Source organism: Mycobacterium marseillense, assembly GCF_010731675.1.
GTDB lineage: Bacteria > Actinomycetota > Actinomycetes > Mycobacteriales > Mycobacteriaceae > Mycobacterium > Mycobacterium marseillense.
This window is the reverse complement of sequence record NZ_AP022584.1, coordinates 2,762,624-2,789,070: the sequence shown is the minus strand read 5'-3', so window position 1 is coordinate 2,789,070 and position 26,447 is coordinate 2,762,624. Positions and strand designations below refer to the sequence as shown.

25 protein-coding genes are annotated in these 26,447 nt (G+C 69.7%); 11 read left to right on the top strand and 14 right to left on the bottom strand.

The window, feature by feature from the left end; genetic code table 11:
* Positions 1 to 191: 191 nt before the first annotated feature.
* The 3 genes from G6N26_RS12620 (at position 192) to G6N26_RS12610 (ending at position 3,639) form a co-directional block, all read left to right on the top strand.
* Positions 192 to 1,328 (top strand): PPE family protein, encoded by a 1,137-nt coding sequence (locus G6N26_RS12620; RefSeq protein ID WP_083017479.1) that lies wholly within the window; start codon positions 192 to 194, stop codon positions 1,326 to 1,328.
* A gap of 142 nt (positions 1,329 to 1,470) precedes the next feature.
* On the top strand, positions 1,471 to 2,619 hold the full coding sequence (locus G6N26_RS12615; RefSeq protein ID WP_067173625.1) for a PPE family protein: 1,149 nt from the start codon (positions 1,471 to 1,473) through the stop codon (positions 2,617 to 2,619).
* A 12-nt stretch (positions 2,620 to 2,631) separates the two neighbouring features.
* On the top strand, positions 2,632 to 3,639 hold the full coding sequence (locus G6N26_RS12610; RefSeq protein ID WP_067173660.1) for a magnesium transporter CorA family protein: 1,008 nt from the start codon (positions 2,632 to 2,634) through the stop codon (positions 3,637 to 3,639).
* A gap of 7 nt (positions 3,640 to 3,646) precedes the next feature.
* Here the strand turns inward: G6N26_RS12610 and G6N26_RS12605 are convergent, their stop codons facing one another.
* Positions 3,647 to 3,859, bottom strand: a complete 213-nt coding sequence (locus tag G6N26_RS12605) for a hypothetical protein (protein WP_082991502.1) — start codon at positions 3,857 to 3,859, stop codon at positions 3,647 to 3,649.
* An 85-nt stretch (positions 3,860 to 3,944) separates the two neighbouring features.
* The gene (locus tag G6N26_RS12600) at positions 3,945 to 4,304 is read right to left on the bottom strand and encodes a DUF732 domain-containing protein (protein ID WP_067173622.1); all 360 of its coding nucleotides are present in this window, start codon (positions 4,302 to 4,304) and stop codon (positions 3,945 to 3,947) included.
* 191 nt (positions 4,305 to 4,495) lie between these two features.
* Between G6N26_RS12600 and G6N26_RS12595 the strand changes: the two genes are divergently transcribed.
* Positions 4,496 to 5,413, top strand: a complete 918-nt coding sequence (locus tag G6N26_RS12595) for an extracellular catalytic domain type 1 short-chain-length polyhydroxyalkanoate depolymerase (protein WP_067173621.1) — start codon at positions 4,496 to 4,498, stop codon at positions 5,411 to 5,413.
* Here G6N26_RS12595 and nei2 read toward each other — a convergent pair.
* The 5 genes from nei2 to hglS are packed head-to-tail and all read right to left on the bottom strand — an operon-like array spanning position 5,410 to position 14,306.
* On the bottom strand, positions 5,410 to 6,165 hold the full coding sequence (gene nei2 / locus G6N26_RS12590; protein ID WP_067173618.1) for an endonuclease VIII Nei2: 756 nt from the start codon (positions 6,163 to 6,165) through the stop codon (positions 5,410 to 5,412). The two genes, G6N26_RS12595 and nei2, sit on opposite strands and share 4 nt — an antisense overlap.
* Positions 6,165 to 10,790 carry an ATP-dependent helicase gene (locus G6N26_RS12585; protein ID WP_083017481.1) on the bottom strand — a complete coding sequence of 1,542 codons (4,626 nt, stop codon included), beginning with the start codon at positions 10,788 to 10,790 and terminating at the stop codon, positions 6,165 to 6,167. Before G6N26_RS12585 ends, nei2 begins: the two co-directional genes overlap by 1 nt.
* A 45-nt stretch (positions 10,791 to 10,835) precedes the next feature.
* Positions 10,836 to 11,498 carry a TetR/AcrR family transcriptional regulator gene (locus tag G6N26_RS12580; protein ID WP_067166098.1) on the bottom strand — a complete coding sequence of 221 codons (663 nt, stop codon included), beginning with the start codon at positions 11,496 to 11,498 and terminating at the stop codon, positions 10,836 to 10,838.
* A 46-nt stretch (positions 11,499 to 11,544) separates the two neighbouring features.
* Positions 11,545 to 13,074, bottom strand: a complete 1,530-nt coding sequence (gene amaB, locus G6N26_RS12575; RefSeq protein WP_083017483.1) for an L-piperidine-6-carboxylate dehydrogenase — start codon at positions 13,072 to 13,074, stop codon at positions 11,545 to 11,547.
* Complete coding sequence (hglS, locus tag G6N26_RS12570; RefSeq protein ID WP_083017485.1) at positions 13,071 to 14,306, bottom strand: 2-oxoadipate dioxygenase/decarboxylase; 1,236 nt, start codon at positions 14,304 to 14,306, stop codon at positions 13,071 to 13,073. The genes amaB and hglS overlap by 4 nt, the downstream gene beginning before the upstream one ends.
* 30 nt (positions 14,307 to 14,336) lie before the next feature.
* Between hglS and G6N26_RS12565 the strand changes: the two genes are divergently transcribed.
* The 6 genes from G6N26_RS12565 to G6N26_RS12540 all read left to right on the top strand — a co-directional run bounded on the left by G6N26_RS12565 (position 14,337) and on the right by G6N26_RS12540 (position 18,749).
* Entirely contained in the window at positions 14,337 to 14,789 is a 453-nt protein-coding gene (locus G6N26_RS12565) for an Lrp/AsnC family transcriptional regulator (protein WP_083017486.1), read from the top strand.
* Between the two features lie 63 nt (positions 14,790 to 14,852).
* Entirely contained in the window at positions 14,853 to 16,193 is a 1,341-nt protein-coding gene (lat, locus tag G6N26_RS12560) for an L-lysine 6-transaminase (protein WP_083017602.1), read from the top strand.
* A gap of 163 nt (positions 16,194 to 16,356) precedes the next feature.
* Positions 16,357 to 16,740 (top strand): hypothetical protein, encoded by a 384-nt coding sequence (locus G6N26_RS12555; RefSeq protein WP_067166084.1) that lies wholly within the window; start codon positions 16,357 to 16,359, stop codon positions 16,738 to 16,740.
* Positions 16,741 to 16,794: 54 nt separating this feature from the next.
* The gene (gene usfY, locus G6N26_RS12550) at positions 16,795 to 17,106 is read left to right on the top strand and encodes a protein UsfY (RefSeq protein ID WP_008259932.1); all 312 of its coding nucleotides are present in this window, start codon (positions 16,795 to 16,797) and stop codon (positions 17,104 to 17,106) included.
* 420 nt (positions 17,107 to 17,526) lie between these two features.
* Positions 17,527 to 17,964: an ATP-binding protein gene (locus G6N26_RS12545; RefSeq protein ID WP_067166079.1), complete on the top strand. Its 438-nt coding sequence runs from the start codon at positions 17,527 to 17,529 to the stop codon at positions 17,962 to 17,964.
* Positions 17,961 to 18,749 carry an RNA polymerase sigma factor SigF gene (locus G6N26_RS12540; protein WP_067166076.1) on the top strand — a complete coding sequence of 263 codons (789 nt, stop codon included), beginning with the start codon at positions 17,961 to 17,963 and terminating at the stop codon, positions 18,747 to 18,749. The genes G6N26_RS12545 and G6N26_RS12540 overlap by 4 nt, the downstream gene beginning before the upstream one ends.
* Here G6N26_RS12540 and G6N26_RS12535 read toward each other — a convergent pair.
* The 7 genes from G6N26_RS12535 to G6N26_RS12505 form a co-directional block, all read right to left on the bottom strand.
* The gene (locus tag G6N26_RS12535) at positions 18,720 to 19,154 is read right to left on the bottom strand and encodes an STAS domain-containing protein (RefSeq protein WP_067166074.1); all 435 of its coding nucleotides are present in this window, start codon (positions 19,152 to 19,154) and stop codon (positions 18,720 to 18,722) included. The genes G6N26_RS12540 and G6N26_RS12535 overlap by 30 nt on opposite strands.
* A gap of 184 nt (positions 19,155 to 19,338) precedes the next feature.
* Entirely contained in the window at positions 19,339 to 21,141 is a 1,803-nt protein-coding gene (locus G6N26_RS12530; protein WP_083017488.1) for an acetyl/propionyl/methylcrotonyl-CoA carboxylase subunit alpha, read from the bottom strand.
* A gap of 122 nt (positions 21,142 to 21,263) precedes the next feature.
* The gene (locus tag G6N26_RS12525) at positions 21,264 to 21,686 is read right to left on the bottom strand and encodes a SufE family protein (RefSeq protein ID WP_083017490.1); all 423 of its coding nucleotides are present in this window, start codon (positions 21,684 to 21,686) and stop codon (positions 21,264 to 21,266) included.
* Positions 21,687 to 21,696: 10 nt separating this feature from the next.
* A complete protein-coding gene (locus tag G6N26_RS12520) occupies positions 21,697 to 22,599 on the bottom strand; it encodes a sulfurtransferase (protein ID WP_083017492.1) in 903 nt (300 codons plus the stop codon).
* 93 nt (positions 22,600 to 22,692) lie between these two features.
* Positions 22,693 to 23,325, bottom strand: a complete 633-nt coding sequence (locus G6N26_RS12515) for a Maf family protein (RefSeq protein ID WP_067166058.1) — start codon at positions 23,323 to 23,325, stop codon at positions 22,693 to 22,695.
* Complete coding sequence (locus G6N26_RS12510) at positions 23,322 to 23,588, bottom strand: acyl-CoA carboxylase subunit epsilon (protein ID WP_067166053.1); 267 nt, start codon at positions 23,586 to 23,588, stop codon at positions 23,322 to 23,324. The genes G6N26_RS12515 and G6N26_RS12510 overlap by 4 nt, the downstream gene beginning before the upstream one ends.
* The gene (locus G6N26_RS12505) at positions 23,585 to 25,225 is read right to left on the bottom strand and encodes an acyl-CoA carboxylase subunit beta (RefSeq protein WP_067166048.1); all 1,641 of its coding nucleotides are present in this window, start codon (positions 25,223 to 25,225) and stop codon (positions 23,585 to 23,587) included. Before G6N26_RS12505 ends, G6N26_RS12510 begins: the two co-directional genes overlap by 4 nt.
* Positions 25,226 to 25,300: 75 nt before the next feature.
* On the opposite strand from G6N26_RS12505, the gene G6N26_RS12500 reads away from it, so the two are divergent.
* Positions 25,301 to 26,443 carry a PucR family transcriptional regulator gene (locus tag G6N26_RS12500; protein ID WP_083017494.1) on the top strand — a complete coding sequence of 381 codons (1,143 nt, stop codon included), beginning with the start codon at positions 25,301 to 25,303 and terminating at the stop codon, positions 26,441 to 26,443.
* The last annotated feature ends 4 nt before the right edge of the window (positions 26,444 to 26,447 follow it).

The following is a 26,447-nucleotide window of genomic DNA, read 5'->3' as shown; positions in this document are numbered from 1 at the left end:
GAAGTTCCCTGGTCAGGTAAATAGGAGGAGGCTTCGTTGCTGGGGGTATAGGGTGTCCTAGCGGCCCGCGGCCGAACTGGGAGGTACCGACCGCAGGTAGCAGGCATCGATGCAGAGAGTTTGGGGCGTTTTCGCGGCCTGGTCAACGGAAATTTGCTGAGGCGTTCTCAGCGTGGGCATTGTGAGATGTGATGGATCTACTGGCACCCCCCGAGGTCACCTCGACACTCATCCACACCGGGCCCGGAGCGGGCTCGCTGATCGAGGCCGCCGGCGCCTGGCAGCGCCTGGCCGTCGAACTGGAGAATTCGGTCTCCACCTATGCCTCTACGTTGTCCTCGCTCATCGAATCCTGGGACGGCCCGTCCGCGATGGCGATGCTGCAGTCCGTCCAGCCCTATCTGGTGTGGCTGCGCGAGACGGCGCAGCAGTCCGCGCAGATGGCCAGCTCGGCGCAGGCCGCGGCCACGGCGTTCGGCGCCACCCGGGCCACCGTGGTGCATCCCTCGCTCGTCACCGCCAACCGGACGCGCCTGCGGCAGTTGCTGGCGACCAACCGGTTCGGGACCAACACCGCGGCGATCGCCGAGGCCGAAAACGAGTACCAGACCATGTGGGCGAACAACGCCGGAGCGATGACCCGCTACCAGGCGACGACGTCCCAGGCGACGGGGCAGCTGTCCCGGTTCAGCTCGCCGCTTCCCGACACCACTCCCGACGGGACGGCCAACCAACAGGCCGCGGTGATGAACGCCAACCTCTTGGACTCCGGCTCGGGTGGGTCGAACGTGGGAGACGCTCTCAACGGTCTTGGCAGCTTCGATCCCAACAGCGGCTGGTTCGGCTGGCTCAGCACCTGGGGAAACCAGGAGATCTCGTCCGGTTTTCCCGTCAACATGCTCGGTGTGTGGGCGCAGTTGGCGACCGCCCAGGGAGTGGCGTCCGTCGGTGGCGACATCGGCTCGGGCCTGTCCGAGGGCCTGGGACTGAGCTCGGCCACGTTGGCCAACGCGATCAAGGGCATCGGCGCGGGGGCCTCGGCGCCGACCGGCGCGCTGGGTGTTGGTGTCTCGCTGGGCAAGTTGACCGCGCCCCCGGCCGTGGTGGGCCTGCTGCCGGGCACACCCACCGGGGTGCAACTCGCGTCCGCGGCCTCCCCGCTGCCCGCCGCGGAATCAGGATTTCCCATGATGCCGATGATGGTGCCGCCGCCGACCGCCTCGGCGGGCACCGGCTGGCGAAAACGCAAACAGCAAAAGTACGAGGACGTTGCCGTGGGCCGGGAGGTCAAAGGCAAAGTGATGCCGCGAAACCCGTCGGCCGGATGACGTTGACGTTGGCGCCGCACCACCACGGGCGCCGCTCGTATCCACCGGGTAGGCCGGGTCTGACAGGTCCTTCAGCGGCGACCAGCACCAGCGCCGGTGCGTGGCGTTCGCCCCACTCACTTCTTCCCCAAGGTAAAAGTTCATGGATTTTGGGATACTGCCGCCCGAGATCATCTCGGCGCTGATCCACTCCGGACCCGGCGCATGGTCATTGATCGAAGCCGCCGGCTTCTGGCAGGAGTTGAGCGCCGAGCTGGAGCAATCGGCGAGCAGCTACACCGCTGAGCTGTCGTGGCTGTCCACGACGTGGCACGGTCCGTCGTCGTTGGCGATGGCCCAGGCGCTCGAACCGTATCTCGCCTGGTTGCGCCTTACCGCGCAGCAGTGCCAGCAGACCGCCACGTCGGTGGAAGTCGTCGCCGCGGCATTCGAATTGACCCACTGGACGGTGGTCCACCCGTCGCTGGTCGCCGCCAACCGGGCGCGCCTGGCGATGCTGCTGGCCACCAACTTCTTCGGGATCAATTACCCGGCCATCGCCGAAACCGAAGCCGAATACCACACCATGTGGGTGAACAACGCGGCCGCCATGTATCGCTACGCCGCGACCTCGGCGGGCGCCGTCAAACTGCCCCAGTTCTCGCCGCCGCCCCAGGTGGCGAACCCGTCGGGGGCGACGACACAGGCCGCCGTGATGCAGGCGACGACCACGAGCAATTCCGGGGCGCAGCTCCTGGCCGCCGACTCGATCAGTCAAGGGTCAACCGCCGCAGACGCTTTCGACCCCAACGAGGGCTGGTTCGGCTATTGGAGCACCTGGGGAAACCAGTTCATCGCGGGCGGTGTACCCGTCAACATCCTCGGTGTGTGGGCGCAATTGGCCACCGCCCACGCTTTTAGCTCGCTGGGCGCCGAGATCGGTCCGGGTCTGGCGGACGGCGCCGCGGCGTTGGCGTCGGCGGAAACGCAACTCGTCAGCGCGGTCGCCGCCGCGGGATCGTCTCTGGCGCCCCGGGCGGCGCTGGGTGTGGGAATTGCGTTGGGCCACCTGACGATGCCGCCCGCGACGGTGGGGATGTTGGCCTCGTCGCAGGCGCCGGTGCAACTCGCCTCGGCGGTGACGCCGCTTCCCCCGGCCGGTGCGGGGCCGCCCATGCTCCCGATGGCCCCGGTGCGCCCGGGCCGCGGGTCGAGCGGTGGACGAAGGCGTAAGGGCCGCGACTACGACGACATCGAGTACGGCGCGGAGCTTCCGGGCACGGTGATGCACCGTCCGCCGTCGGCGGGCTGAGAAGATCGCGTGGTGGGCAACGCTCCGCAGATCCAGGGCCGCGTGTGGCGCGGCGGCAAGGCGCAGGACGCCTTCGAGTTCGACCACATCTCCGACTACCTCACCGAGCCCGACACCCTGGTGTGGGCCGATCTGTGCAACCCCGACCACGACACCCTGGGCGGCCTGGCCGGTGAACTCGGCCTCAACCACTGGGCGGTCGAAGACGCCGTGGCGGCCGCCGAACGGGCGAAAGCCACCGGCTACGAAACCCACACCTTCTTCACCGTCTACGCCGCCGAGATCGCCGGCGCCGCAACGAACCCCGCCGACGGCCCCGCGCGCACGCTGTCGATGCATCGCATCTCGGCCTTCGTGCTGCCGCGGGGGTTGATCACCGTGCGCCTGACGCCCGACTTCGACATGGCGCAGGTGACCCGGCGATGGGAGGAGATCGGCGCGCAGGCCTACGGTGTGGGCGCCCTGGTGCACGGCCTGCTCGACGTGGTGGTCGACAGCCATTTCGCCGCCGTCGAAGCCCTCGACGACGGCATCGAGGCCATCGAGGACGAGTTGTTCGACGGTTCCTCGCGCAAGGGCAATTTTCAGCGCCGCACCTTCGGTTTGCGCCGCGACCTGGTGAACTTGCGGCGGGTGGCGCTACCGATGCGCGAGGTGGTCAATTCGATTCAGCACCACCGCATTTCGGATGGCACCGACCGGCAGCTCGATCCGCTGTACGCCGACCTCTACGACCACGTGCTGCGGGTTTCGGAATGGACGGAGTCGCTGCGCGACATGATCACCACGATCTTCGAGACCAACCTGTCGCTGCAGGACGCCCGGCTGAACACCGTCATGAAGAAGTTGACGGGGTGGGCGGCCATCATCGCCGTGCCGACGGCGATCACCGGGTTCTACGGGCAGAACGTTCCCTACCCGGGCTTCGGTACGGCGGCCGGATTCGCCGCCAGCACCAGCGTGATAGCCGTCCTGATGGTGGTGCTGTACGTGATGTTCAAACGTCGCGATTGGCTCTAGACCGCGGTCACTGCGCGACGGGTGAGGCGGAAAGACCGTGCTGGATGCCCTGCCGGATGATGTCCCGCGCGGCGGGGTTGCCCGGCGGATCTGACTGCTTGCAGGCGCAGCTGAGATGACTGAAGGGATTAGGGTCGGTGCTGGCCGATGCTGCGGTCCAGCCGGAAGCGCCAAGAAGGATGGCAACACCCGCAACACCGACCAAAAGTTTCGGAATCATTTTGGCCTTGTGCTCGTCACATTAGTTTCGGATGTTCCAACTTTAGCCGCCAATTGGTCACCAGACTGTCAACCGGCTGTAAATTTCAGGACCCAGCTGCCGCCGCCGTGTACTTCGGGCAGTACGCCTTGATGCTGACGCCGACGAAGTAACCCGCGTGATAGCTGTCCAGCGAACTGCTGGACAGCACGTTGTTGGCGACATCCTCCGGCTTCTGGCCCGAATCGAGCTCGTGGCACACGGTGTGGCCGGAGTTGATCGCGGCGTCCGGCGACTCGTAGTTGATCCCCTTCGCTTTCAGCGCGGCGAGGAACGCGTCATCGGAGGAGGTGGCGTGCGCGGTCGCCGGTGCCGCCATGGCGCCGAGTAGCCCGGCGACCGGCACGGCGCCGATAGCCAAGAGCGACCGCGCCCGGCCGGGCTTGCGAATCTGGGTGCTCGTCATTTGTGATACTCCCGTGGAACAGAAGAGCCGTAGCTTGCTGAAGGCGGGGCCGTTTCGAATGCTCGCACGCCGCGGCGTTACCCGAGGGGGTAACACGAATAATGCGGTCCGTGCCACATCAATGTTTGCTCTGTCTTCGGCGCCGCGTAACCGGCGCCGCCTCGTCGTCGCGGCGTCGGCGAACTGACGGCATGCGGTACGCGCGGTGGTTGTGGCTCGCTGTGGTGGCGATATGCGTGGTGGGCTGCGGGGTGCGGCACGTGTCGGCGGCGAGCGCTCGCGATGTTTCCGGTACGTTCCGATCCGGCGGCATGGACCGAACCTACATGTTGCACGTGCCGGCGGGCGACCCCATCGGTCTGGTGCTCAGTTTGCACGGGGGCGGCGGAACCGGGATTGCCCAGCGCGCGCTGACGGGGTTCAATTCCGTTGCTGACGCCCACGACCTGTTGGCCGTCTACCCCGACGGGTACGACAAGAGCTGGGCCGACGGGCGCGGCGCGTCGCCCGCGGATCGCCGCCACATCGACGACGTGGCCTTCCTGGTCGGGCTGGTGGGCAAGCTGCAGAACGACTACCACATCGCGCCCGGCCACGTTTTCGTCACGGGCATGTCCAATGGGGGCTTCATGTCCAACCGGCTGGCCTGCGACCGGGCCGACGTCTTCGCCGCCGCGGCGCCGGTGGCCGGCACCCTCGGCGTGGGGGTGGCCTGCAACCCGTCGCGACCGGTCTCGGTGTGGGAAGCGCACGGCACAGCCGACCCGCTGGTGCCGTACAAGGGTGGCGCGGTGCGCGGCCGAGGTGGGCTCAGCCACTCCATCTCGGCGGACGCCATGGTGGCCAAGTGGCGCGCGGCGGACGGGTGCACCGGCGAACCGTCGATGGAGCTGCTGCCCGACGTCCGCGACGGCACGGTCGTCCGCCGGTTTGTCTCCGCGGCGTGTGCGGCGCCCACCGAGGTGGTGTTCTACAAGGTCGACAAGGGCGGGCACACCTGGCCGGGCGGCAAGCAATACCTGCCCGCGGCCGTCATCGGCCCCACCACGCACGCGCTGGACGGGTCGGAGGCCATCGCCCAGTTTTTCCTCGCGCACGCACGGGACTAGCGCTGACACGACGGGCACCAGTAGGCCACCCGCTCTTTGGTGTCGTCGACGGTGATCGGTGTGGCGCAGCGGCGGCAGGGCTGCCCGGCGCGCCCGTAGACCCAGAGCTGGCGTCCGTTGCGGGTGTCGCCGGTGGTGCACCGGTTCCAACGTAAACGGTTGAGCCACAGCATTTCCCGTGCGCGAGAGACCAGCCGGCGCGGATCCGCGATGGCGCTCACCGGCGCGGTGGGCAGATGCCCGCTGACAAAGCACAGTTCGTTGCAGTAGACGTTGCCGATCCCGGCCAGCAGTCGCTGGTCCAGCAGCGCCTCGGCGATCGGCCGGTGCGGGTCGGCCGTCAGGTTGGCGACGGCACGCGCGGCGTCCCAATCCTCGCCCAGCAGGTCGGGTCCCAGGTGCGCGACGGCCTCGCCGTCCCGGTCGCGATCCAGGATCTCGAGCACGCCCAGGTCGACCCCGACGGCGCGGACGGTGCCGGTCTCCAAGACGATGCGCGCCCGGTGGTCGACCCGCACCGGGCGGGTGCCGACCCGCCAGCTGCCCTCCATCTTTAGATGCGAGTGGATGCTGGCCCGTGCCACCCGGATGAACAGATGCTTCCCCCGGCTGACGACCTCGTCGACCACGTCGCCGGTGAGGTCGACGGTGGCGAACCGCGGCACCCGAACGTCGCAGCGGGTCAGCGCCCCGCCGACCAGGTGCTCGCGCAGCACGGCGGCGGTGTGCCAGACGGTGTCACCTTCGGGCATCAGCGCAGCCGCAGTCCGCGTGGCGTCGTGTGGAATCCGGCGTCGGTGAGCGCGCCCAGGGGGCCGGGCCCGTCCGCGCGGGGCGCCAGGGCCGGCACGCCGTCGATGCGCTCCACGAGCATCCCGGCGACGCGGCGGGAGGCGACGAGGTCGGCCAGGGCCGTCGCCGCCGCGTGGTGGGCCGCGGGATCGTCGGTGAAGGTCAGCAGCGAGCGTCCGCCGCGCTCCAAGAACCAGGCCAGCTCGCCGTCGACGAGTACGACGAGCGCACCCGCCTTGCGGCCCGGGCGCGCGCCCTCGCCGGTGGAGGCCGGCCAGGGCAGCGCCGCGCCGTAGGGGTTGGCGGGGTCGGCCGCGGCCAGCACGACCGCCCGGTAGTCCGGCCGCTCCGGATCGACGCCCTCGCTGAAGTTGCGGAGCCGATCGACGGTCGACGCGACGGCGAACTGCGCCCCGCCCAGCGACTCGATGAAGTAGCCGCGCTGGCACCGGCCCGCGTCCTCGAAGGCGCTCAGCACCTTGTAGAGGGTGGCGAAGCCGCCGGGGACGCCCTCGGTGGCCACCGCGCCCCGCGTGAGCACGCCGTGGCGGCCCAACAACAGTTCGGCTTGGTAGTGGGCGCGCAGCGTGGAATCCGGCTCGGGGGCCGGCAGGATCGACCATCGGCCGGCCACCGTGGGGTCGGCGGGCCGGGACTGCGCGTGCGCGACGCTGTACCGGCTCAGCCGCGGCGGGCGTTGCGACCGGTGCGCGGGTTGGGAGGGCCGCGTGCGTTTCCGGGCGCCGGCGCCCCCGAGGACGGCGCGCACCGGGGCGAACGTGTCGCCGGTGATCCAGCCTGCCCAAACCAGTTCCCACAGTGCGGCTTTGAGGTCGGCGTCGGATAGTCCGCTCTGCGCGAGCTGACGGAAAAAGTACGCGCCGCCACCGGCCAGCGTGTCCAGGACGGCGCGATGGGCGTCGCCCAGGTCGATGTCGGCGGGCCCGGCCAGTGTCAGGGGGGCGGATTCGCTGGCGTGCAACGCGATCCAGCCGTCGCTGCTCGAAATCGACCCGGCACCCGACCAGGTGACCTCGCCCGTGGCGAGCAGTTCGTCGAGCATCGCGGGGGAGTAGTCGCGGACCCGGGGGGCCAGCACCAGCGGCTCGATCGCCGACGCCGGGATCCGCACACCGGCGAGCTGGTCGATCACCGACATCAGGCCGTCGAGCCCGGAATGTCCTGGGGCGCGCGAGGTTTCGGCCGCCCCCACGTGATGCCAGGCCGGCAGGAAGCGCCCATAGGCGGCGGTGCTGACCGGCTCGACCTGGGCCCGCAGCGCCGCCAGCGATCGCCGCCGCAGGATGCGCAGCACATCGGCGTCGCACCACTGCTCGGCCCCGGCGACACCGGCGGGCGCCCCCGAGGTCTCGGCCGCGGCGACGAAGTCGCCGCGCACCAGCCGGCCGTCACCGGCCAGCCGGCCCAGGACATCGGCCGCCACCCGCAGCCCCAGGCCGAATCGGGCGGCGGCTTCGGCCGTGGTGAACGGGGTGTGGGTGCGCGCGTAGCGGCCCAGCAACTCGCCCAGCGGGTCGGCCACCTCCTCGGTGAAGGCGGCCGGCACACCCAGCGGAACCGGGATGCCGATGCCGTCGCGCAGCCGCCCGATGTCCTCGATGGCCACCCACCAGCTGCGGCCGGCGAACGACACCGTCAACGCGCGCCGAGCCGCGCGCAAGCCCTCCAGCCAGCCGCCCACGTTTTTGCCGTCGGCGACGTCACTGCGGTCGGCCACCTCCTGCTCGGTCAGCGGGCCCAGCAGCCGCAGCAGGTCCGCGGCGCCTTCGGCGTCGCGCGCGGCCCGCTCGGCCGACAGGTGCTGCAGCTGGCGGGCGGTGGCGGCGATGACCTCGGGATCGAGCAGGTCGCGCAGCTCCACCCGGCCGAGCAGCTCGGCCAGCAGCGTGCTGTCCAGCGAGAGCGCGGCGGCCCGGCGCTCGGCCAGCGGGCTGTCGCCTTCGTACATGAACGCGCCGACGTAACCGAACAGCAGCGAGGCGGCGAACGGCGAGGGCCGCGCCGTTTCCACTTCAAGGACCCGCACCCGTCGCTGGGCGATGCCGGTCATCAGCGCCACCAGGGCGGGGACGTCGTAGACGTCCTGCAGGCATTCGCGGATGGTCTCGAGCACCACGGGGAAGTCGGGGTATTTGCGGGCCACCTCCAGCAACTGCGCGGCGCGCTGGCGCTGCTGCCACAACGGCGAGCGGCGACCGGGGTGCCGGCGCGGCAACAGCAGGGCGCGGGCCGCGCACTCGCGGAACCGCGACGCGAACAGCGCCGAGCCGCCCACCTCGTCGGTCACGATCGGGTCGATCTCGTCGGCATCGAAGACGAAAAGGTCTGCGCCGGGCGGAGTTTCACCGGTATCCGAGAGCGTATCGGGCAGGCGCACCACGACACCGTCGTCGGAGGCGGTGGGCTTCTCGTCGATGCCGTAGCGCTCCCGCAGCCGCCGGCCCACCGCCAGCGCCAGCGGCCCGTTCACCGGCAGCCCGTAGGGCGAGTGCAGGATCACCCGCCAGTCCCCGAGCTCGTCGCGGAACCGCTCGACCAGCAGGGTGGTGTCGGTGGGCACCACTCCGGCGGCGGTCCGCTGCTCGTCGAGCAGGCGCGCCAGGTTGTCGGTGGCGTAAGCGTCGAAACCCAGCCCCGCACAGCGCTTTTCGAATTCCTCCCGGGCCAGACCGGCCAGCTCGCCGGTGAACGCGCCCAGCGCGGCGCCCAGCTCGGCCGGGCGCCCGACGCCGTCGCCGCGCCAGAACGGCAACCGCGCCGGCTGGCCGGGCGTCGGGATCACCAGCACCCGGTCGTGGGTGATCTCGGTGATCCGCCAGCTGGTGGCGCCCAGCGAGATCACGTCACCGGGCCGCGACTCGTAGACCATTTCCTCTTCGAGTTCGCCGACCCGCGACGGCTTTTCGGCTTCAGAGGCCAGGTACACCGTGAACAGCCCGCGGTCGGGGATGGCCCCGCCGGAGGTCACCGCCAGCCGCTGCGCGCCGGGGCGGGCGGTCAGCGTGCCGGTGTCTCGGTCGTAGACCAATCGTGGGCGCAGCTCGGCGAAATCGGTGGAGGGATACTTGCCGCTCAACAGGTCCAGGGTGGCCTCGTACACGCTGCGCGGCAGCGTCGCGAACGGCGCGGCCCGGCGCACCGTGTCGAACCACTCGTCGGCGTCCAGCGGCTCGAGCGCGGCGGCCGCCACGGTGTGCTGGGCCAGGATGTCGAGCGGATTGGCGGGCACCCGCATCGTTTCGATCTGGCCGGTCAGCATGCGCTGCACGCTGACCGCGCAGCCGATCAGGTCGGTGCGGTGCTTGGGGAACAGCACCCCCTGCGAGACCTCGCCGACCTGATGGCCGGCCCGCCCGATGCGTTGCAGGCCGCTGGCCACCGACGGGGGCGCCTCCACCTGGATCACCAGATCGACCGCGCCCATGTCGATGCCGAGCTCCAGGCTGGAGGTGGCCACCACCGCCTTGAGCAGCCCACGTTTGAGGTCCTCTTCGACCAGGGCGCGTTGTTCCTTGCTGACCGAACCGTGGTGGGCGCGCGCCAATATCGCCTCGGCGCCGTAGGTCTGGCCCGAGCCCATGAGGTGCGCCGGGGCGCCGCCCGCCACCTTGGGATTGGCCTCGGTGGAAAGCTCGACGCCGCTGCGTTCGGCGTGAATCTCGTTGAGGCGAGCGGTAAGTCGTTCGGCCAGCCGCCGCGAATTGGCGAACACGATGGTCGAGTTGTGCGCCTCGATCAGGTCGACCAGACGGTTCTCCACGTCGGGCCAGATGGTGTTGTTCGCCAGGTTGGCCATGTCGGGCACCGGCACGGCGACGGTGAGCTCCACCGTCTTGGCCGACGGCGGCGCGACGATGGTCGTCGGCCTCCCACCGGACAGGAACCGGGCGAGTTCCTCGGGTGGGCGCACCGTCGCCGACAACCCGATCCGCTGGGCGGGCTTGTCGTCCCGCAGCGCTCGTGACACGTCCTGCAGGCGCTCCAGCGACACCGCCAGGTGCGCGCCCCGCTTGCCGGCGGCGATGGCGTGGATCTCGTCGACGATCACCGTCTGCACGCCGGCCAGGGTTTCGCGTGCCGCGGAGGTGAGCATCAAGAACAGCGATTCCGGGGTGGTGATCAGCACGTCGGGGGGCCGGTTGATGAGCTGGCGGCGGACGGCGGGCGGGGTGTCGCCGGAGCGCACGCCGACGCTGATGTCCGGCGGTGGCAGACCCTGGCGTTCGGCGAGGCGGGTGAGCCCGGCCAACGGCGTGCGCAGGTTGCGCTCGACGTCGACGGCCAGCGCCTTGAGCGGGGACACGTAGAGGACCCGGGTGCCCGGCGGGCGGTCGGCCGAGCCGGCGAGGCTGTCCAGCGCCCACAGGAACGCCGCGAGCGTCTTGCCGGACCCGGTGGGGGCGATCACCAGCGTGTTGTGACCGTCGGCGATGGCGTGCCAGGCCTCGGCCTGCGCGGTGGTGGGTGCGTCGAAGGTGCTGGTGAACCACTCGCGGGTGACGGCGCTGAACCGGCCCAGCGGGTCGGTGGGGCCGGGTGGCCCGGAATCAGCGCGAGTGCTCACCCATCCATGGTGCCAACGGGGACCGACATGATGCCGCCGCTTCGGTCAGAGCCGCGAGGTGGACATCGCCTCGCCGAGCTCCTCCGGGATCTCGGGCACCCGCGCGATCGCGTCCAGCAGCGCGTGCGCGCAGGCGTCGGCGAGCTTGTCGGCGTCGGTGGTGGGGTCGATGATTCGTTGCCGGCAGATCTCGAAGGTCAGCGCCAGCCAGCCGTTCAGGATCACCCGCAGGTGCCGTTCGACGTCGGGTTCCATGGCGGCCGCGGGGAGTTCGGAGATCAGCCGGTTGATCCGCGACATGATGTGTTCCATCTGGCGGTTCTTGGCGTCGTCCTCGACCCCCAGCAGAACCGGGTCGGACCGGCCCAGCCCGACGTATGCCGCCCAGGCGGCCTCCGGGTTCTGCTCGTGGTAGGCCATGTAGGCCAGCACGCCGACTCGGATCTCCTCGTACATGGTCAGACCGGTGACGTCGTCCATGTTGGTGTTCTCGTACAGGCGGTCGGCCTCGTCCTTGACCACCGCTGCGAAGAACGCCCGCTTGTCGGGGAAATAGTGGTACATCAAGGCCCGCGACACCCCGGCGCGTTCCGCGATCTCATCGATGCGGACCTCGTCGTAAGGTCGCTTCCCAAAAACCTCTGCCCCTAAAGCGAGCAGCTCAGCGCGCCGATCCTCGGGGGATAGACGCCTTCGGGCTGTCGGCATGTGTCAGATAGTACTCATACGACATGAGACGACGGCCACAATGGATTCACAGGCTTCCTCCGAACTCCACCCCCTGGGCCAGCGGCAACTCGCCGGAATAATTGACGGTATTGGTACTTTGGCGCATGTAGGCCCGCCACGAGTCCGTGCCGGATTCCCGCCCGCCGCCGGTTTCCTTCTCACCACCGAAGGCGCCGCCGATCTCCGCGCCGGACGTGCCGATGTTGACATTGGCGATTCCGCAGTCGGATTCGGCCAGGAACCGTTCGGCCTCGCGCAGGTCCGTGGTGAAGATTGACGACGAAAGCCCCTGCGGCACGGCGTTATTGAGTGCTATCGCGTCGCCCAGCTCGTCGTAGGTCAGCACGTAGAGGATGGGCGCGAAGGTCTCGCTCGCCACGATCGCGGTCTGCGCGGGCATGCGCACCACGGCCGGCGCGACGTAGTAGGAACTCGGCTGCTCGCGGCCCTGCGGGTGCCGGCGGTCGCCGTCGATGACCTCGCCGCCGTCGGCGCGCGCGGCCTCCAGCGCCCCCACCATGTCGCGGTAGGCGGTCTCGTGGATCAGCGGCCCGACGAGCGTGCCGGGCGCCGACGGGTCGCCGATGGGCAGTTGCCGCAAAGCGGACACGACGCGGTCCACCACCTCGTCGGCCACCGATGCGTGGACGATGAGCCGGCGCAGGCTGGTGCAGCGTTGACCGGCAGTGCCGGCGGCGGCGAACACCACGGCCCGTACCGCGAGGTCCAGGTCGGCCGACGGCGTCACGATGGCGGCGTTGTTGCCGCCCAATTCCAGCAGCACCCGCCCGAACCGGGCGGCGACGCGGGGACCGACCTCGCGTCCCATCCGCACCGACCCGGTCGCGGACAACAGCGCGATGCGGGGGTCGTCCACCAGCAGCCCGCCCAACTCGCGGTCGCCGAGCACCAGGGAGCTCACCGCGGATGGGGCACCAACGTCGGCGGCGGCGCGGGCGATCAGCGCCTGGGTGGCCAGCGCCGTCGACGGCGTGAGCTCCGAGGGCTTCCACACCACGGGGTCCCCGCACACCAGGGCCAGCGCGGCGTTCCACGCCCAGACCGCGACCGGGAAGTTGAACGCGGTGATCACTCCCACCACGCCGAGCGGGTGCCAGGTCTCCAGCAGCCGGTGCCCGCGACGTTCCGAAGCGATGGTGCGCCCGTAGAGCTGGCGCGAGAGGCCGACGGCGAACTGGCAGACGTCGATCATCTCCTGCACCTCGCCGGCCGCCTCGGAGGTGATCTTGCCGACCTCGACGGTCACCAGGGTGGCCAGCTCGCCCTTGTGTTCGGTCAGCAACTCGCCCAGGCGCGCCACCAGCGCGCCGCGCACCGGCGCGGGCGTGGTTCGCCACACCGAAAACGCTTGGGCCGCATCGGCGATTGCCCGCTCGGCGTGCTCGGGCGTGGTGGGGGCGACGGTAAACAGCACCTCGCCGGTAATCGGTGTGCTGGCGGGCAGCCCGTGCCCGTCCGGCTCGCCGAGGCTCGCGGTGACGCCGATCGCGTCGAAGGCCCCCAGCACCCGGGCGCGTAACTGTTCGGTGGTCATGCGCAGGCCTTTTCGTAGAGGGCGTAGGGGTCAGCGATGTCGCGGCCGACGGCCCCGGCCAGCCAGTGCGCGTCGTAGCCGGATTCGTCTGACGCGTCCGCGGTTTCGCTGTCGGTGTCCAGGTTCGACCGGAAGATGCCCGCCGCCGACGCGGGCAGGAAATCCTCGTAGACGATCGGCGCCGACGGGTCGCCGCGGCGGTAGTACCCGAGCCCCTCGGCGGCCATCTCCTCGTCGGTGGGCGGAAAGTGATCCGCCCACACCGCGGCCGGGTCGGCAGCGCTCATCGCGGCGTCGTAGCGCGCGCGGCCCTTCGGCGTCAGCGCGACACCGCGGGCCTCCACTTCGCCGAAGCGCACCCGCAGCGTCCCGTCGGTGATCCGGCCGTCGGCGCCGCGGAAGCGCCGGGGTTCGGCCAGCGCGCGAAAAGAGGTCTGGCGCAACAGCACCGCCGGCCCGGCGGTGCGCGGCGGCCCCTGGATGGCGTCGATCATGGCGATGCCGCGCCCGGCCATCCGGCGGTACAAATCGTCGATGTCGAGGACGCGCGGCGTCAGGTGGTTGAGGTGGGTGGAGCCGACGCCGGCGATGTCGGCGGCCACCGCCGACACCCGCGACAACTCGTCGTACCAGCATTTGTCGATGGGCTCGCCGGACAGCGCGAACGCCGCCACCGCCGCCGCGACGAACTCCCGCGCCCGGTCGCCGGGGCAGCCGCCCGCGGCCGTGATGGTGCGCGCGTGGGTGAGCAATGCGGGATCGAAGAGCCGGCGGCGCGCCAGGAAGGTCTCGACGCGGCGGCGCAGGTCAGGGCCGAAGAAGCGCGCGTCGCGGGTGGCCAGCATCGAGGTGAACACCCGAAAAGGGTTGAGCGACAGCTCGTTTGCGTCGACGGGCCGAAAGGCGGTCGACACCACCGGGACGGGGGAGGCCGCGCAGCGCAGGTCGTAGTAGCCGACCGGAAGCATGCCGAACGCGGCGAAAAGGTCGGCGACCGCGGCCAGTTCGGCCGGGCCGCCGACGCGGATGGCGCCGTGCCGCTCGGCCGTGACGCGCCGCAGCGACCCGAACCGTTCGGCGTCGCCGTGGCGCGCCACGAAATCGGCGTTGACCTTCTCGCTCACCGCGACCAGGGTGCCGTAGGCGGGCACCTCGGCGGCGTACATCGCCGAGAGGCCCGCCGCGAACAACGCGCGAAGCTGCCCCGTCGGCAGCCATTTCGCGCCGCTCACGGCGCGCCGTTCCTGCGATAGTCTCCGGCCATGAGTGAGACGCTCGACGAGGTCGACCGGATCCTGGTGCGGCAGCTGGTCGCCGACGGGCGCGCGACGCTGGCGGAGCTGGCGGCCAGCGCCGGGCTGTCCGTCTCGGCGGTCCAGTCGAGGGTGCGCCGGCTCGAGGCCCGCGGCGTCATCGCCGGATACTCGGCGCGCATCGACCCCGAGGCCGTCGGGCACCTGCTGTCGGCGTTCGTGGCGATCACTCCTCTGGATCCCTCTCAACCCGATGATGCGCCCGCCCGCCTCGAGCACATCGAGGAGATCGAATCGTGTCACTCGGTGGCCGGCGAGGAAAGCTATGTCCTGCTGGTGCGCGTCGGGTCCGCGCGGGCGCTCGAGGACTTGCTGCAGCGGATCCGGACGGCCGCGAACGTCAAGACCCGCAGCACGATCATTTTGAATACTTTTTACACAGATCGGCAGCATATTCCATAAATTATCCTGTCATGGAGCCATAATAGTGTAAAAATCGGGCACTTTGCCCGTAGCATGGGCGTCATGACGGCCGCCCTGGAACGTTTCGCCCGCGCCGGCCGCCGCGCGGAAGCCGACCACGTCCACGAGGTGCTGGCGCGCAGCATGCTGGTCGACGGCTTCGACTTCGTCCTGGATCTGGCCCGCTCGCACGGCTCCTACCTCTACGACGCCCGCGACGGCCGGCGCTACCTCGACATGTTCTCGTTCTTTGCCTCCTCGGCGCTGGGCATGAACCACCCGGCGCTGGCCGGCGACGACGAATTCCGCGAAGAGCTCACCCAGGCGGCGCTGAACAAGCCCAGCAATTCCGACGTGTACTCGGTGCCGATGGCCCGTTTCGTCGAGACGTTCGCCCGCGTGCTGGGCGATCCGGCGTTGCCGCACCTGTTCTTCGTCGACGGCGGGGCGCTCGCGGTGGAGAACGCTCTCAAGGCGGCGTTCGACTGGAAGAGCCGGCTCAACGAGGCGCGGGGTATCGACCCCGCGGTGGGCACCCGGGTGCTGCACCTGCGCGGCGCCTTCCACGGCCGCAGCGGCTACACGCTGTCGCTGACCAACACCAACCCGGTCACCGTGGATCGCTTCCCCAGGTTCGACTGGCCACGCATCGACGCCCCCTACTTGCGCCCCGGGGCCGACGTGGCCGCACTCGAAGCCGCTTCGCTGACCCAGGCCCGCGCGGCCTTCGCGGCCCACCCGCACGACATCGCCTGCTTCGTGGCCGAACCCATCCAGGGCGAAGGCGGCGACCGCCATTTGCGGCCCGAGTTCTTCGCCGCCATGCGCGACCTGTGCGACCAGCACGACGCGCTGCTGATCTTCGACGAGGTGCAGACCGGCTGCGGCCTGACCGGAACCGCTTGGGCCTACCAACAATTCGGCGTTCAACCCGACGTGGTCGCCTTCGGCAAGAAGACCCAGGTGTGCGGCATCATGGCGGGCCGCCGGGTCGACGAGGTCGCCGACAACGTGTTCGCGGTGCCGTCGCGGCTGAACTCGACCTGGGGCGGCAACCTCGCCGACATGGTGCGCGTCCGCCGCATCCTCGAGGTCATCGAGGCCGCCGAACTGTTCGACCACGCCGCCGCCCAGGGCGCCTACCTGCTGGGCCGCCTCGAGGAACTCGCCGACGAATTCCGCGGCGTCGTCCTCGATCCGCGCGGCCGCGGCCTGATGTGTGCGTTCAGCCTGCCGACCGCCGCCGAGCGCGACGAACTGATCGGCCGGCTGTGGCGGCGCGCGGTGATCGTGCTGCCCTCGGGTCGCGACGGCGTCCGGTTCCGTCCGGCGCTGACCGTCACGCGCGCCGAGATCGACGCGGCGATGCGGGCCATTCGCGGCGCCCTGACCGCCCGGCCCTGACGGCCTGACCTGTGCCCCGGGCCCGTTTGCCCCGGTTTGTCTAGGGGTATTTCTTAGGCCGCCGCCGCGACGCGCGTAACCGCGAGGCGTGTAACCAAAATGACGCGGCGAGCGATGAACGTAGGTGGGGGCCGGGGGGCCCTGAAACGGGGAGGTGAGGACGATGCAGAAAGCAGGCGAGCGACCAGGCGGTGACCGCCTGGGGCAGGAAGATCGCGAGGTGCTCGCCGCCGTCCGGTTCGCCGTCACGGCGACGGCCGCCGCCGTCGGCTTCCTGCTGATCGCCGCGGTGTGGGTAAGCACGTGTCCGACCGGGGGCGTCGACACGGTGGCCTGCGGCCTGCCGCAACGCACCCTGCTGGCGTTCGGCGGCCCGGCAATCGCGCTGGCCGCCGGGATCTGGGCGTTCGTGCGCACCTACCGCGTCTGGAAGGCCCGCGGAACCTGGTGGGGATGGCAGGGCGCGGGCTGGTTCCTGCTGACCGTCATGGCGCTGATGGTCGCCATGGGCGTCGCACCGATCGCCGGTCCGGTACTGGCCCTTTAGGTTTGCTTGCCCGCGATCTAACGTGGATGGTGCGGTGAAGAGCAGGGAGCAGCCATGGGAGACACCTATCACGACCCCGTCGACCATCTCAGGACCACGCGGCCGCTCGCCGGCGAGTCGCTGATCGACGTCCTGCACTGGCCGGGCTACCTGTTGGTGGTCGCGGGCGTGATCGGCACCTGCGGGAGCCTCGCGGCTTTCGCGACCGGACACCACCACGAGGGCATGACCGCGGGCGTCACCGCCGTCGTCGCCGCGGTGCTGGGTCTGATCTGGCTGGGGCTCGAGCACCGCCGGATACGCAGGCTCGCGGATCGCTGGTACTCCGAACATCCCGAGGTGCTGCGGCAAAGGCCCGCCAGCTAGGGGCGTCCACCGCGTGACGGCGAACCGAATTTGCGTGGCTGACCTGCCACGACGTCACCCGTTGTGAGATTTTGCCGGAAACCCGAATCCGAGGTTACGGGCGGCGTCGAGTGGGTATCAGGAGGGCACCATGATGAGTGCCGGAACGGTTGCGTTTGCGTGGTCACCCCATCATGGGGGACAGAATCACGAACACACCGACATAAATGCCTACTGCGACCACCAGCAAAACGATCAGCGTGACCCCGGCGATTACCGCGATGCGCCTCAGCCGGCGCGTCCGGTCTGCATCGGTCGTCTCAGGCCCGTCCACAGCGGGCCGAATACCCGGCGGCGATCATGACTAACCGGCTCGAACGCACGGTCCACGGCGGGCTGCGGAGCAGTAGTAGTGTCAGTCAAACCATGCCGGGAGACCATATGAACGATGCTGGATTGCACGCTAACAAGCGTCCGCGCGGCCATCGCGCCGTCGAACTTCACGTCGCGGCGCGGCTGGAGAACCTCGCGATGCTGCGCACCCTGGTCGGTGCGATCGGCACCTTCGAGGACCTGGATTTCGATGCGGTGGCGGACCTGCGGCTCGCGGTCGATGAGGTGTGCACCCGGTTGATTCGTTCGGCCACTCCCGACGCGACGCTGAGCGTCGTGGTCGATCCGCAGGACGACCAATTGGTGGTGGAGGCCTCCGCGGCGTGCGACACCCACGATGTGGTGGCGCCCGGTAGCTTCAGTTGGCATGTGCTGACGTCGTTGGCCGATGACGTACAGACTTTTCACGATGGTCGCGAACCCAATGAAACCGGCAGTGTTTTCGGCATCACACTGACGGCGCGACGGGCGGCCTCCAGCAGGTGACACCGCGAGCTGCCGGCGGTTCTGTCTCGCGTCCGAACGAATACGCCGATGTTCCGGACATGTTCCGGGAGTTGGCTTCCGTGGCGCCCGACTCCATGGAAGTTCAGCGCCAACGAGACAAGATCGTCGAGCGCTGCCTGCCGCTGGCCGACCACATCGCGCGCCGCTTCGAGGGCCGCGGCGAGCCACGCGACGACCTCGTCCAGGTGGCCCGCGTCGGGTTGGTCAACGCGGTGGTGCGGTTCGACGTCGACGCCGGCTCCGACTTCGTTTCGTTCGCGGTGCCCACGATCATGGGCGAGGTCCGCCGCCACTTCCGCGACAACAGCTGGTCGGTCAAGGTGCCGCGGCGCCTCAAGGAACTACACCTGCGGCTCGGCACCGCCACCGCCGATCTGTCGCAGCGGCTGGGTCGCGCGCCCACCGCGACCGAACTGGCCGCCGAGCTCGAGATGGACCGCGAAGAGGTCGTCGAGGGCCTGGTCGCCGGCAGCTCCTACAACACCTTGTCGATCGACAGCGGCGGCGGGGGCGAGGAAGAGGAAGCGCGCGCGATCGCCGACACCCTCGGCGACGTGGACACCGGCCTGGACCGCATCGAAGACCAGGAATCGCTACGCCCGTTGCTCGAGGCGCTGCCCGAGCGGGAACGAACGGTGTTGGTACTGCGGTTCTTCGAGTCGATGACGCAAACGCAGATCGCCGAGCGGGTCGGCATCTCACAGATGCACGTATCGCGCCTACTGGCGAAATCGCTAACGCGGCTGCGGGACCAGTTGCAGTAGCGGCCGGGGGTTTTCGTCGTCGTCGACCCACAGCGGCTCCAGCAGCGGCTCAGCCTTCTGCGTCGTCACCGGGAGGGTGCCGTCCGGGTCGCACAGGCGCAGCAACCTGGCCACCGCCGGGCTCGGCGCCATGGCCCACGACACCTGGGCGGCCGAGCACACCACGTTGATCCGGTGCAGCGCCGAAAAGCCCGCGGTGCCAATGAATTTCAGGCCGCGCAGGTCGAGGACGATCCGGCGGGAGCGGTTAATGCTCTGCTGGACGTACGCGGCGAGCTGGTCCGCGTTGGCCGCGTCGAGCTCGCCGTCGACCGTGATCAGGGTGCCCACCGGGCCCCACCGAGCGGTGAACTGTGCCGTGCGGCTTTGTTGCCACGATTGGGCCACAGACATTGCTGACTCCATCCTGTTGAGGAGGACTCCTGCTGTGGAATACGTCAGCCGGCTGCAAAAAGTTCGAAGAAGCAGGGAGTTTCGCCTATCCCCACGCCAACGACGTATCCCGGGCGGCTGTGAACTCAACCTTGCCCGACACCCTACTCGTGGTAGCCAGCGGCGACAACGTTCCCTGTGCGGCCTCTCAGCGACGCTACTTGATCTCGGCCAGCACCGTGCCCTGCGTGACGGCGGCACCGGACTCGACCGCGAGCCCGGTGATGACCCCGTCCTTGTGCGCGGTGACCGGGTTCTCCATCTTCATCGCCTCGAGGACCACCACCAGGTCGCCGGTGGCAACCTCCTGGCCTTCGGAGACCGCGACCTTGACGACGGTGCCCTGCATGGGCGCGGTGACCGCGTCGCCGGAGGCGGCCGCACCGGCGTGCGCCCCCCGCTTGCGGGCCTTGGGCTTCTTGCGGATGACGCCGGCGTCGCCGCCGCCGGCGCCGCCGTTGGACAGCGCCAGATCACCGGGCAGCGACACCTCGAGCCGGCGGCCGCCGACCTCGACGACGACCTTCTGGCGGGGCCGGGCGTCGGCTTCGTCGTCCAGGGGCTCGCCGCCGGTGAAGGGTTCGATCGTGTTGTCCCACTCGGTTTCGATCCAGCGCGTGTGGACCGAGAAGCTCTCGCCGTCACCGATGAACGCCGGGTCGCTGACCACGGCACGGTGGAACGGGATGACCGTGGCGAGCCCCTCGACGTGGAATTCGTCCAGGGCGCGACGGGAGCGGGCCAGCGCCTCCTCGCGGGTGGCGCCGTACACGATCAGCTTGGACAGCATGGAGTCGAACTGGCCGCCGATGACCGAACCGGCCTCGACGCCCGAATCCAGCCGGACGCCGGGCCCGGTGGGGATGTCGTAGCGGGTGACCGGTCCCGGGGCGGGAAGGAAGCCGCGCCCGGCGTCCTCGCCGTTGATCCGGAACTCGATGGCGTGCCCGCGCGGGGTGGGGTCCTCGGTGAGGTCCAGCTTGTCGCCGTTGGCGATCTTGAACTGCTGCAGGACCAGGTCGATGCCGGCGGTCTCCTCGGTGACCGGGTGCTCGACCTGCAGGCGCGTGTTGACCTCCAGGAAGGAGATCAGGCCGTCCTGGCCGACCAGGTATTCGACCGTGCCGGCGCCGTAGTAGTGGGCCTCTTTGCAGATCCGCTTGGCCGACTCGTGGATCTCCTTGCGCTGCGCGTCGGTCAGGAACGGCGCGGGCGCCTCTTCCACCAGCTTCTGGAAGCGGCGCTGCAGCGAGCAGTCGCGGGTCCCGGCGACGATGACGTTGCCGTGCTGGTCGGCGATCACCTGCGCCTCGACGTGGCGCGGCTTGTCCAGGTAGCGCTCGACGAAGCACTCGCCGCGGCCGAACGCCGCGACGGCCTCACGGGTGGCCGACTCGAACAGCTCGGGGATCTCTTCGATGGTGCGGGCCACCTTCATGCCCCGGCCGCCACCGCCGAACGCGGCCTTGATCGCGATCGGCACGCCGTACTCCTCGGCGAAGGCCACCACCTCGTCGGCGTCCTTGACCGGGTCGGGGGTGCCGGGCACCAGCGGCGCCTGCGCGCGGGCGGCGATGTGGCGGGCGGTGACCTTGTCACCGAGGTCGCGGATGGACTGCGGGCTGGGGCCGATCCAGATCAGGCCCGCGTCGAGCACCGCCTGGGCGAAATCGGCGTTCTCCGAGAGGAATCCGTAGCCGGGGTGCACGGCGTTGGCGCCGGACTTGGCCGCCGCGTCGAGGAGCTTGCCGAAGTCCAGGTAGGACTCCGCGGACGTCTGACCGCCCAACGCGAACGCCTCGTCGGCCAGACGCACGTGGGGCGCGTCGGCGTCGGGTTCGGCGTACACCGCCACGCTGGACAGGCCCGCATCGCGGGCTGCGCGGATCACCCGGACAGCGATCTCGCCGCGGTTGGCGACGAGCACCTTGGAGATCCTCGAGCTGGCGTGACTGGCCACTGCGCCTCCTGTATGGCATCGGTCGCAGACGTATTTCTGCGTGCTTCTCTAAGAGAATTTCTTACAACGAGTTCTCGGGAAGTCTAAGCGCCGCGCCGTGGAGCCGACGAGGCGGTCCGGGTTTATCCGGTCGACTCGCGCAGCCTGCGCTTGATGCGGGCGAGCATCGCCGAGAGGCCGCGCAACCGCAGCGGGCTGATCAGGGCGGCCAGCCCGAGGTCGTCGTAAAAATCCTCGGGCACCGCCAGGATGTCGGCCGCCGGCTGCTCGTCCAGACCGGTGGCCAGGATCGACGCGAAGCCCCGCGTCGTCGGCGATTCGGCGGGCGCGCTGAAGTGCAACCGCACCCGGTTCGGGTCGGTCGCGTCGACGTGCAAGAACAGCGGGGTCTGGCACTCGGGCACCGGCTCCATGGCCTGCTCTTCCAGCTCCGGCGGCAGGTCCGGCAGCTCGTCGGCGAATTCCAGCAGCAGCTTCAGCTTGTCCTGGCCCTCGACCTCGGCGAAGTCGGAGACCACCTCGGCCAGCGGCGCGGGCATGCTCATGGCGCACCCATCAGACGGAGACGCGCCCCGGTGCTTGTCCCGGCTCTGCACCGGCGACGATCGGGGTGCGCACGGTGTTGCCCCACTCGGTCCACGATCCGTCGTAATTGCGCACGCCGGGCTTGCCCAGCAGGTGGGTCAGGACGAACCACGTGTGGCTGGACCGTTCGCCGATGCGGCAGTACACGACGGTCTTGTCGTCGGGTTCGAGGAAGCCGTAGAGCTCCTCGAGCTCCTCGCGGCTGCGGAAGCGGCCGCTCTCGTCGACCGCCTTGGCCCACGGAATCGACCGGGCGGTGGGGATGTGGCCGCCGCGCAGCACGCCCTCCTCGGGGTACTCGGGCATGTGCGTGCGCTTGCCGGTGTATTCGTCCGGCGAGCGCACGTCGATCAGCGGCTGGCTGCCCAGGATCCCCAGCACGTCGTCCTTGAAGGCGCGGATGGGCTCGTCGTTGCGCGTGACGACGGGGTAGCCGGTGGATGTCTTGGTGGGGACGTCCAGCGTGGTCTCCCGGCGTTCGGCCAGCCATAGGTCGCGGCCGCCGTTGAGCAGCCGCACATCCGGGTGGCCGAACAGCGTGAACACCCACAGGGCGTAGGCGGCCCACCAGTTGCTCTTGTCGCCGTAGATCACCACGGTGTCGTCGCGGGCGATGCCCTTGCGGTCCATCAACTCCGCGAACTGCGCACCGTCGATGTAGTCGCGGACGCGGGGATCGTTGAGGTCGGTGTGCCAGTCGACTTTCACCGCGCCCGGGATGTGGCCCACGTCGTAGAGCAGCACGTCCTCGTCGGACTCGACGATCACCAGGCCGGGGGTGCCCAGATGGGCGGAGAGCCAGTCGGCCGTGACCAGTCGCTCGGGGTGGGCGTAGTTCGACAGTGTCGGGCTTGGATCGGGGGGTAATGCCACGCTGCCGAGCCTACTCATCCTGAGATTTCGCCACCAACGCCGAGTAGTTGCCGTGGGGTGTGCGGGATGGGCGCCACAAGTCGACGCTCGGGGTCAATTCGCCGCCCACAGCGCGGCCACCGACAGCCCGGCCCGCCCCAGCAGTCGCCGCAGCAGCGGCAGGCTCACGCCGATCACGTTCGACGGGTCGCCGTCGATTCCGTCGACGAACCAGCCGCCCAGGCCGTCGAGGGTGAAGCCGCCCGCCACGTGCCACGGTTCGCCGCCGGCCACGTAGGCGCGCAGATCGGCCTCGGTCGGTTCAGCGAAATGAACTGTGGTGCAAGCGGATTCGACTTCACGATGGATGATCTCGCCGTCGCTCAGGCGCAGCAGGCAGTGCCCGGTGTGCAGCCCGCCGGACCGCCCGGCCATGCGGCGCCACTGGCCCGCGGCGGCGTCGGCCGAACCGGGCTTGCCGCACAGCCGGCCGTCGAGGAACAGCATCGAATCACAGCCAAGGACAACGCAATCCGCCGCGAGGCCGCCGTCCAGCCCGCCGGCGACCTGTTCGGCCTTGGCCCGCGCCAGGGCGCACACCACGTCGGGCGGCGACGCGTCAGGACCCAGCGCGGCCGCGACCGCGTCCTCGTCGACGCCGGACACCACGACCAGCGGATCGACGCCGGCCTGACGCAACACCGTGAGCCGGCCGGCCGAGGCCGACGCGAGCACCAGGCGGGTCAATGCCTCATGTGCGTCATTTGCTGCATGGTCAGCCGCTGGTAGTTCGACATCGAGAACCGCAGCCGGTCGACCGGGAGGCCCCAGCGGGTCTGCTCGGGCTGCTCGGGCTCGGGCGCGCCACCGGCGCAGCCCAGCACCGCGATCAGCGCGGCCACCTCTTCGACGGTGGGCTCACCCTTGAGGATCTGGATGTGCGGCTCGTGCGGCTGCTGGGTTTCGGCGGCCGCCGGTTCGGTCTGAGTCTCGGTCTCGGTCTCGGTCACAGCGGAATGTTCCCGTGCTTCTTGGGGGGCAGGTGGGCGATCTTGCGTTCCAGCAGGCGCAGCGCCGTGCCGATGTAGCCGCGGGTGTGCGAGGGCGGAATCACCGCGTCGACGTACCCGCGCTCGGCGGCGACGTACGGGTTGACCAGGGTGTCCTCGTACTCCTGCTGCAATTGCAGGCGCAGCGCGTCGACGTCCTTGCCCTCCTTGGCCGCCTCGCTCAGCTGCTTGCGGTAGACGAAGCCGACGGCACCGGAGGCCCCCATCACGGCGATCTGCGCCGAGGGCCAGGCGATGTTGACGTCGCAGCCCATGTCCTTGGAACCCATGACGCAGTAGGCGCCGCCGTAGGCCTTGCGGGTGATGACCGTGATCTTGGGGACGGTGGCCTCGCCGTAGGCGTAGAGCAGCTTGGCCCCGCGCCGGATGATGCCGTTGTATTCCTGGCCGGTGCCCGGCAGGAAGCCCGGCACGTCGACCAGCATGATGATCGGGATGTTGAAGCAGTCGCAGGTCCGCACGAACCGGGCCGCCTTCTCCGAGGCGTTGATGTCCAGGCAGCCGGCGAACTGCGTCGGCTGATTAGCCACGATCCCGACCGGCCGGCCGTCGATGCGGCCGAACCCGACGACGATGTTCTGCGCGTAACCCCCCTGGACTTCCAGGAATTCGTCGTCGTCGAGGATGCGGGTGATCACCTCGTGCATGTCGTACGGCTGGTTGGGCGAGTCCGGGATCAGCGTGTCCAGCTCGAGGTCCTCCTCGGTGAGGTTGTCCTCGATGGCGCCCGGCGGGTGCGGCTCGGCATAGCGGGGCGCGTCGGTCGCGTTGTTGGGCGGCAGGTAGCTCAGCAGGTCGCGAACCCAGTCGAAGGCGTCCTGCTCGCCGGAGGCGACATAGTGCAGCGTGCCCGACTTGGCCATGTGGGTGTGGGCGCCGCCCAGCTCCTCCATGGTGACGTCCTCGCCGGTGACGGTCTTGATGACGTCGGGCCCGGTGATGAACATCTGGCTGGTCTGGTCGACCATGACCACGAAGTCGGTCAGCGCGGGGGAGTAGACGTGCCCACCGGCGGCGGCCCCCATGATCAGCGAGATCTGCGGGATGACGCCGGAGGCCAGGATGTTGTTGCGGAAGATGCGGCTGTAGAGGCCGAGCGAGACGACGCCCTCCTGGATGCGGGCCCCGGCGCCGTCGTTGATGCCGATCAGCGGGCGCCCGGTCTTGATCGCCAGCTCCTGGATCTTGACGATCTTCTCGCCGTACACCTCGCCGAGGCTGCCGCCGAACACCGTGGCGTCCTGGCTGAAGATGCACACGTCGCGGCCGTCGATGGTGCCGTAGCCGGTGATCACACCGTCGCCCAGCGGGCGGTTGTTCTCCAGGCCGAAGTTCTTGCTGCGGTGCTTGGCCAGCGCGTCGAGCTCGACGAACGAGTCCTCGTCGAGCAGGGCCAGGATGCGCTCGCGGGCGGTCAGTTTGCCCTTGGCGTGCACCTTCTCGACGGCCTCTTCACCCACCGGGTGCAGCGACTCCTCGCGGCGCTTGTGCAGTTCGGCCAGCTTGCCCGCGGTGGTGTGGATGTCGATGGTGTGCTCGGCGGCGGGTTCCGCAGTGTGGTCGGTAACGCTCGTCATGGGAGTCGAGCTTAGCGTGGCTGGTGGTCCGTCCCTTTGAAGGGCGATGAAGGTCGATGACGGTAACCTCCGCTGATGAGCGCCGATCCGGTGCGGATGTCGGAACTGGGATCCGACTCCGCCTCCGTGCTGCGGATCATTTCCCACTTCGACCAGCTCCACGAGTCGGCGGCCGACGCCGACACGGTGGTGCGGCGCGCGGCATTGCTGGCCGAATGCCCGGTCGGTGCGCGGTGGGCGTCGGGCACCGTGATTCGTTACGACGCGGCGGGCCGGCTGGAACCGGGCGGGGATCCGCGGCCGGCGCCCGCGCCCGCGGACGAACCGAGCGTGTGGCTGGAGCGCGACGCCCCCGCGCACGCCCTCGATCCGGTGCTGCTCGATCGGTTAAGCCACACCCTGCGCGTGGTGCCGACGCGCACCGGGGCGTCGGGCGAGTTGCACATCGGGGATCCGGCGCTGCTCGAAGTCGTGCTGTCCGGCAAGGAGCGCCGCGAGGACCGGGTGCGGGCCGTCCGCCTGCTCGGGCTGGACGAAACGCGCAACCTCTGCGTCCTCGCGGTGTCCGCGCACTCGCCGCCCGAGGCGCTGCGGATCATCGCGCACCAACTCCCGGGCTCCTCGGTGCGCTCGACCGCCATCGGGAACGCGACGGCCGTCCTGTGCCAGGGGGCCATCGACACCCGGGCGCTCTCCGACGGGCTGGAGAGCGCGATCACCACCGCGTTCCCGGGACGGCGGACCGTGGGGTCCAACCGAGGCCCGTGGGTAGGCATCGGTGCCAGCGTCGAAGCGTTAGGCGCGGCCACGTCCTGGCATCAGGCTCTGGGCGCGCTGCGCTTCGCGTCGTCGACCGGTTACGGAAGGCGCGCGGTTGCCTATGAGCGGCTCAGCGCGCTGGAGCTGTTGGCCGACATCCCCCTGGACCGGGTGCGTCGTCAGCGAGATGTGGTGCGGATCAACGAGATTGCCGCGTCGCCGGCGGGCGCCCTTGACGTCGACACCGTGGAGGCCTTCTTCGTATTCGGGTCGCTACGGCGCACGGCCGCCGAACTGCATTTGCATCACAGCACCGTCGCGGCGCGGCTCGCGCACGTCGAGTCGCAGATGGGATGGGATCTCAACGATCCGATGGACCGGTTCACGGCCACCCTGGTGCTCATGATCCGGCGGATTGCGCTGTCCTCGACCGAACTCGACGAACCGGAGCAGGCCTGACCGA

Coding starts and splice junctions, on each gene's coding strand:
- G6N26_RS12605 (WP_082991502.1), bottom strand. CDS start 3,859: ATGATTCCGAAACTTTTGGTCGGTGTTGCGGGTGTTGCCATCCTTCTT.
- nei2 (WP_067173618.1), bottom strand. CDS start 6,165: ATGCCCGAAGGTGACACCGTCTGGCACACCGCCGCCGTGCTGCGCGAG.
- lat (WP_083017602.1), top strand. CDS start 14,853: ATGACGGCCGCCCTGGAACGTTTCGCCCGCGCCGGCCGCCGCGCGGAA.
- amaB (WP_083017483.1), bottom strand. CDS start 13,074: ATGACCACCGAACAGTTACGCGCCCGGGTGCTGGGGGCCTTCGACGCG.
- G6N26_RS12545 (WP_067166079.1), top strand. CDS start 17,527: ATGAACGATGCTGGATTGCACGCTAACAAGCGTCCGCGCGGCCATCGC.
- usfY (WP_008259932.1), top strand. CDS start 16,795: ATGGGAGACACCTATCACGACCCCGTCGACCATCTCAGGACCACGCGG.
- G6N26_RS12535 (WP_067166074.1), bottom strand. CDS start 19,154: ATGGAGTCAGCAATGTCTGTGGCCCAATCGTGGCAACAAAGCCGCACG.
- G6N26_RS12500 (WP_083017494.1), top strand. CDS start 25,301: ATGAGCGCCGATCCGGTGCGGATGTCGGAACTGGGATCCGACTCCGCC.
- G6N26_RS12525 (WP_083017490.1), bottom strand. CDS start 21,686: ATGAGCATGCCCGCGCCGCTGGCCGAGGTGGTCTCCGACTTCGCCGAG.
- G6N26_RS12595 (WP_067173621.1), top strand. CDS start 4,496: ATGCGGTACGCGCGGTGGTTGTGGCTCGCTGTGGTGGCGATATGCGTG.
- G6N26_RS12505 (WP_067166048.1), bottom strand. CDS start 25,225: ATGACGAGCGTTACCGACCACACTGCGGAACCCGCCGCCGAGCACACC.
- G6N26_RS12555 (WP_067166084.1), top strand. CDS start 16,357: ATGCAGAAAGCAGGCGAGCGACCAGGCGGTGACCGCCTGGGGCAGGAA.
- G6N26_RS12620 (WP_083017479.1), top strand. CDS start 192: ATGGATCTACTGGCACCCCCCGAGGTCACCTCGACACTCATCCACACC.
- G6N26_RS12580 (WP_067166098.1), bottom strand. CDS start 11,498: ATGCCGACAGCCCGAAGGCGTCTATCCCCCGAGGATCGGCGCGCTGAG.
- G6N26_RS12615 (WP_067173625.1), top strand. CDS start 1,471: ATGGATTTTGGGATACTGCCGCCCGAGATCATCTCGGCGCTGATCCAC.
- G6N26_RS12600 (WP_067173622.1), bottom strand. CDS start 4,304: ATGACGAGCACCCAGATTCGCAAGCCCGGCCGGGCGCGGTCGCTCTTG.
- G6N26_RS12565 (WP_083017486.1), top strand. CDS start 14,337: ATGAGTGAGACGCTCGACGAGGTCGACCGGATCCTGGTGCGGCAGCTG.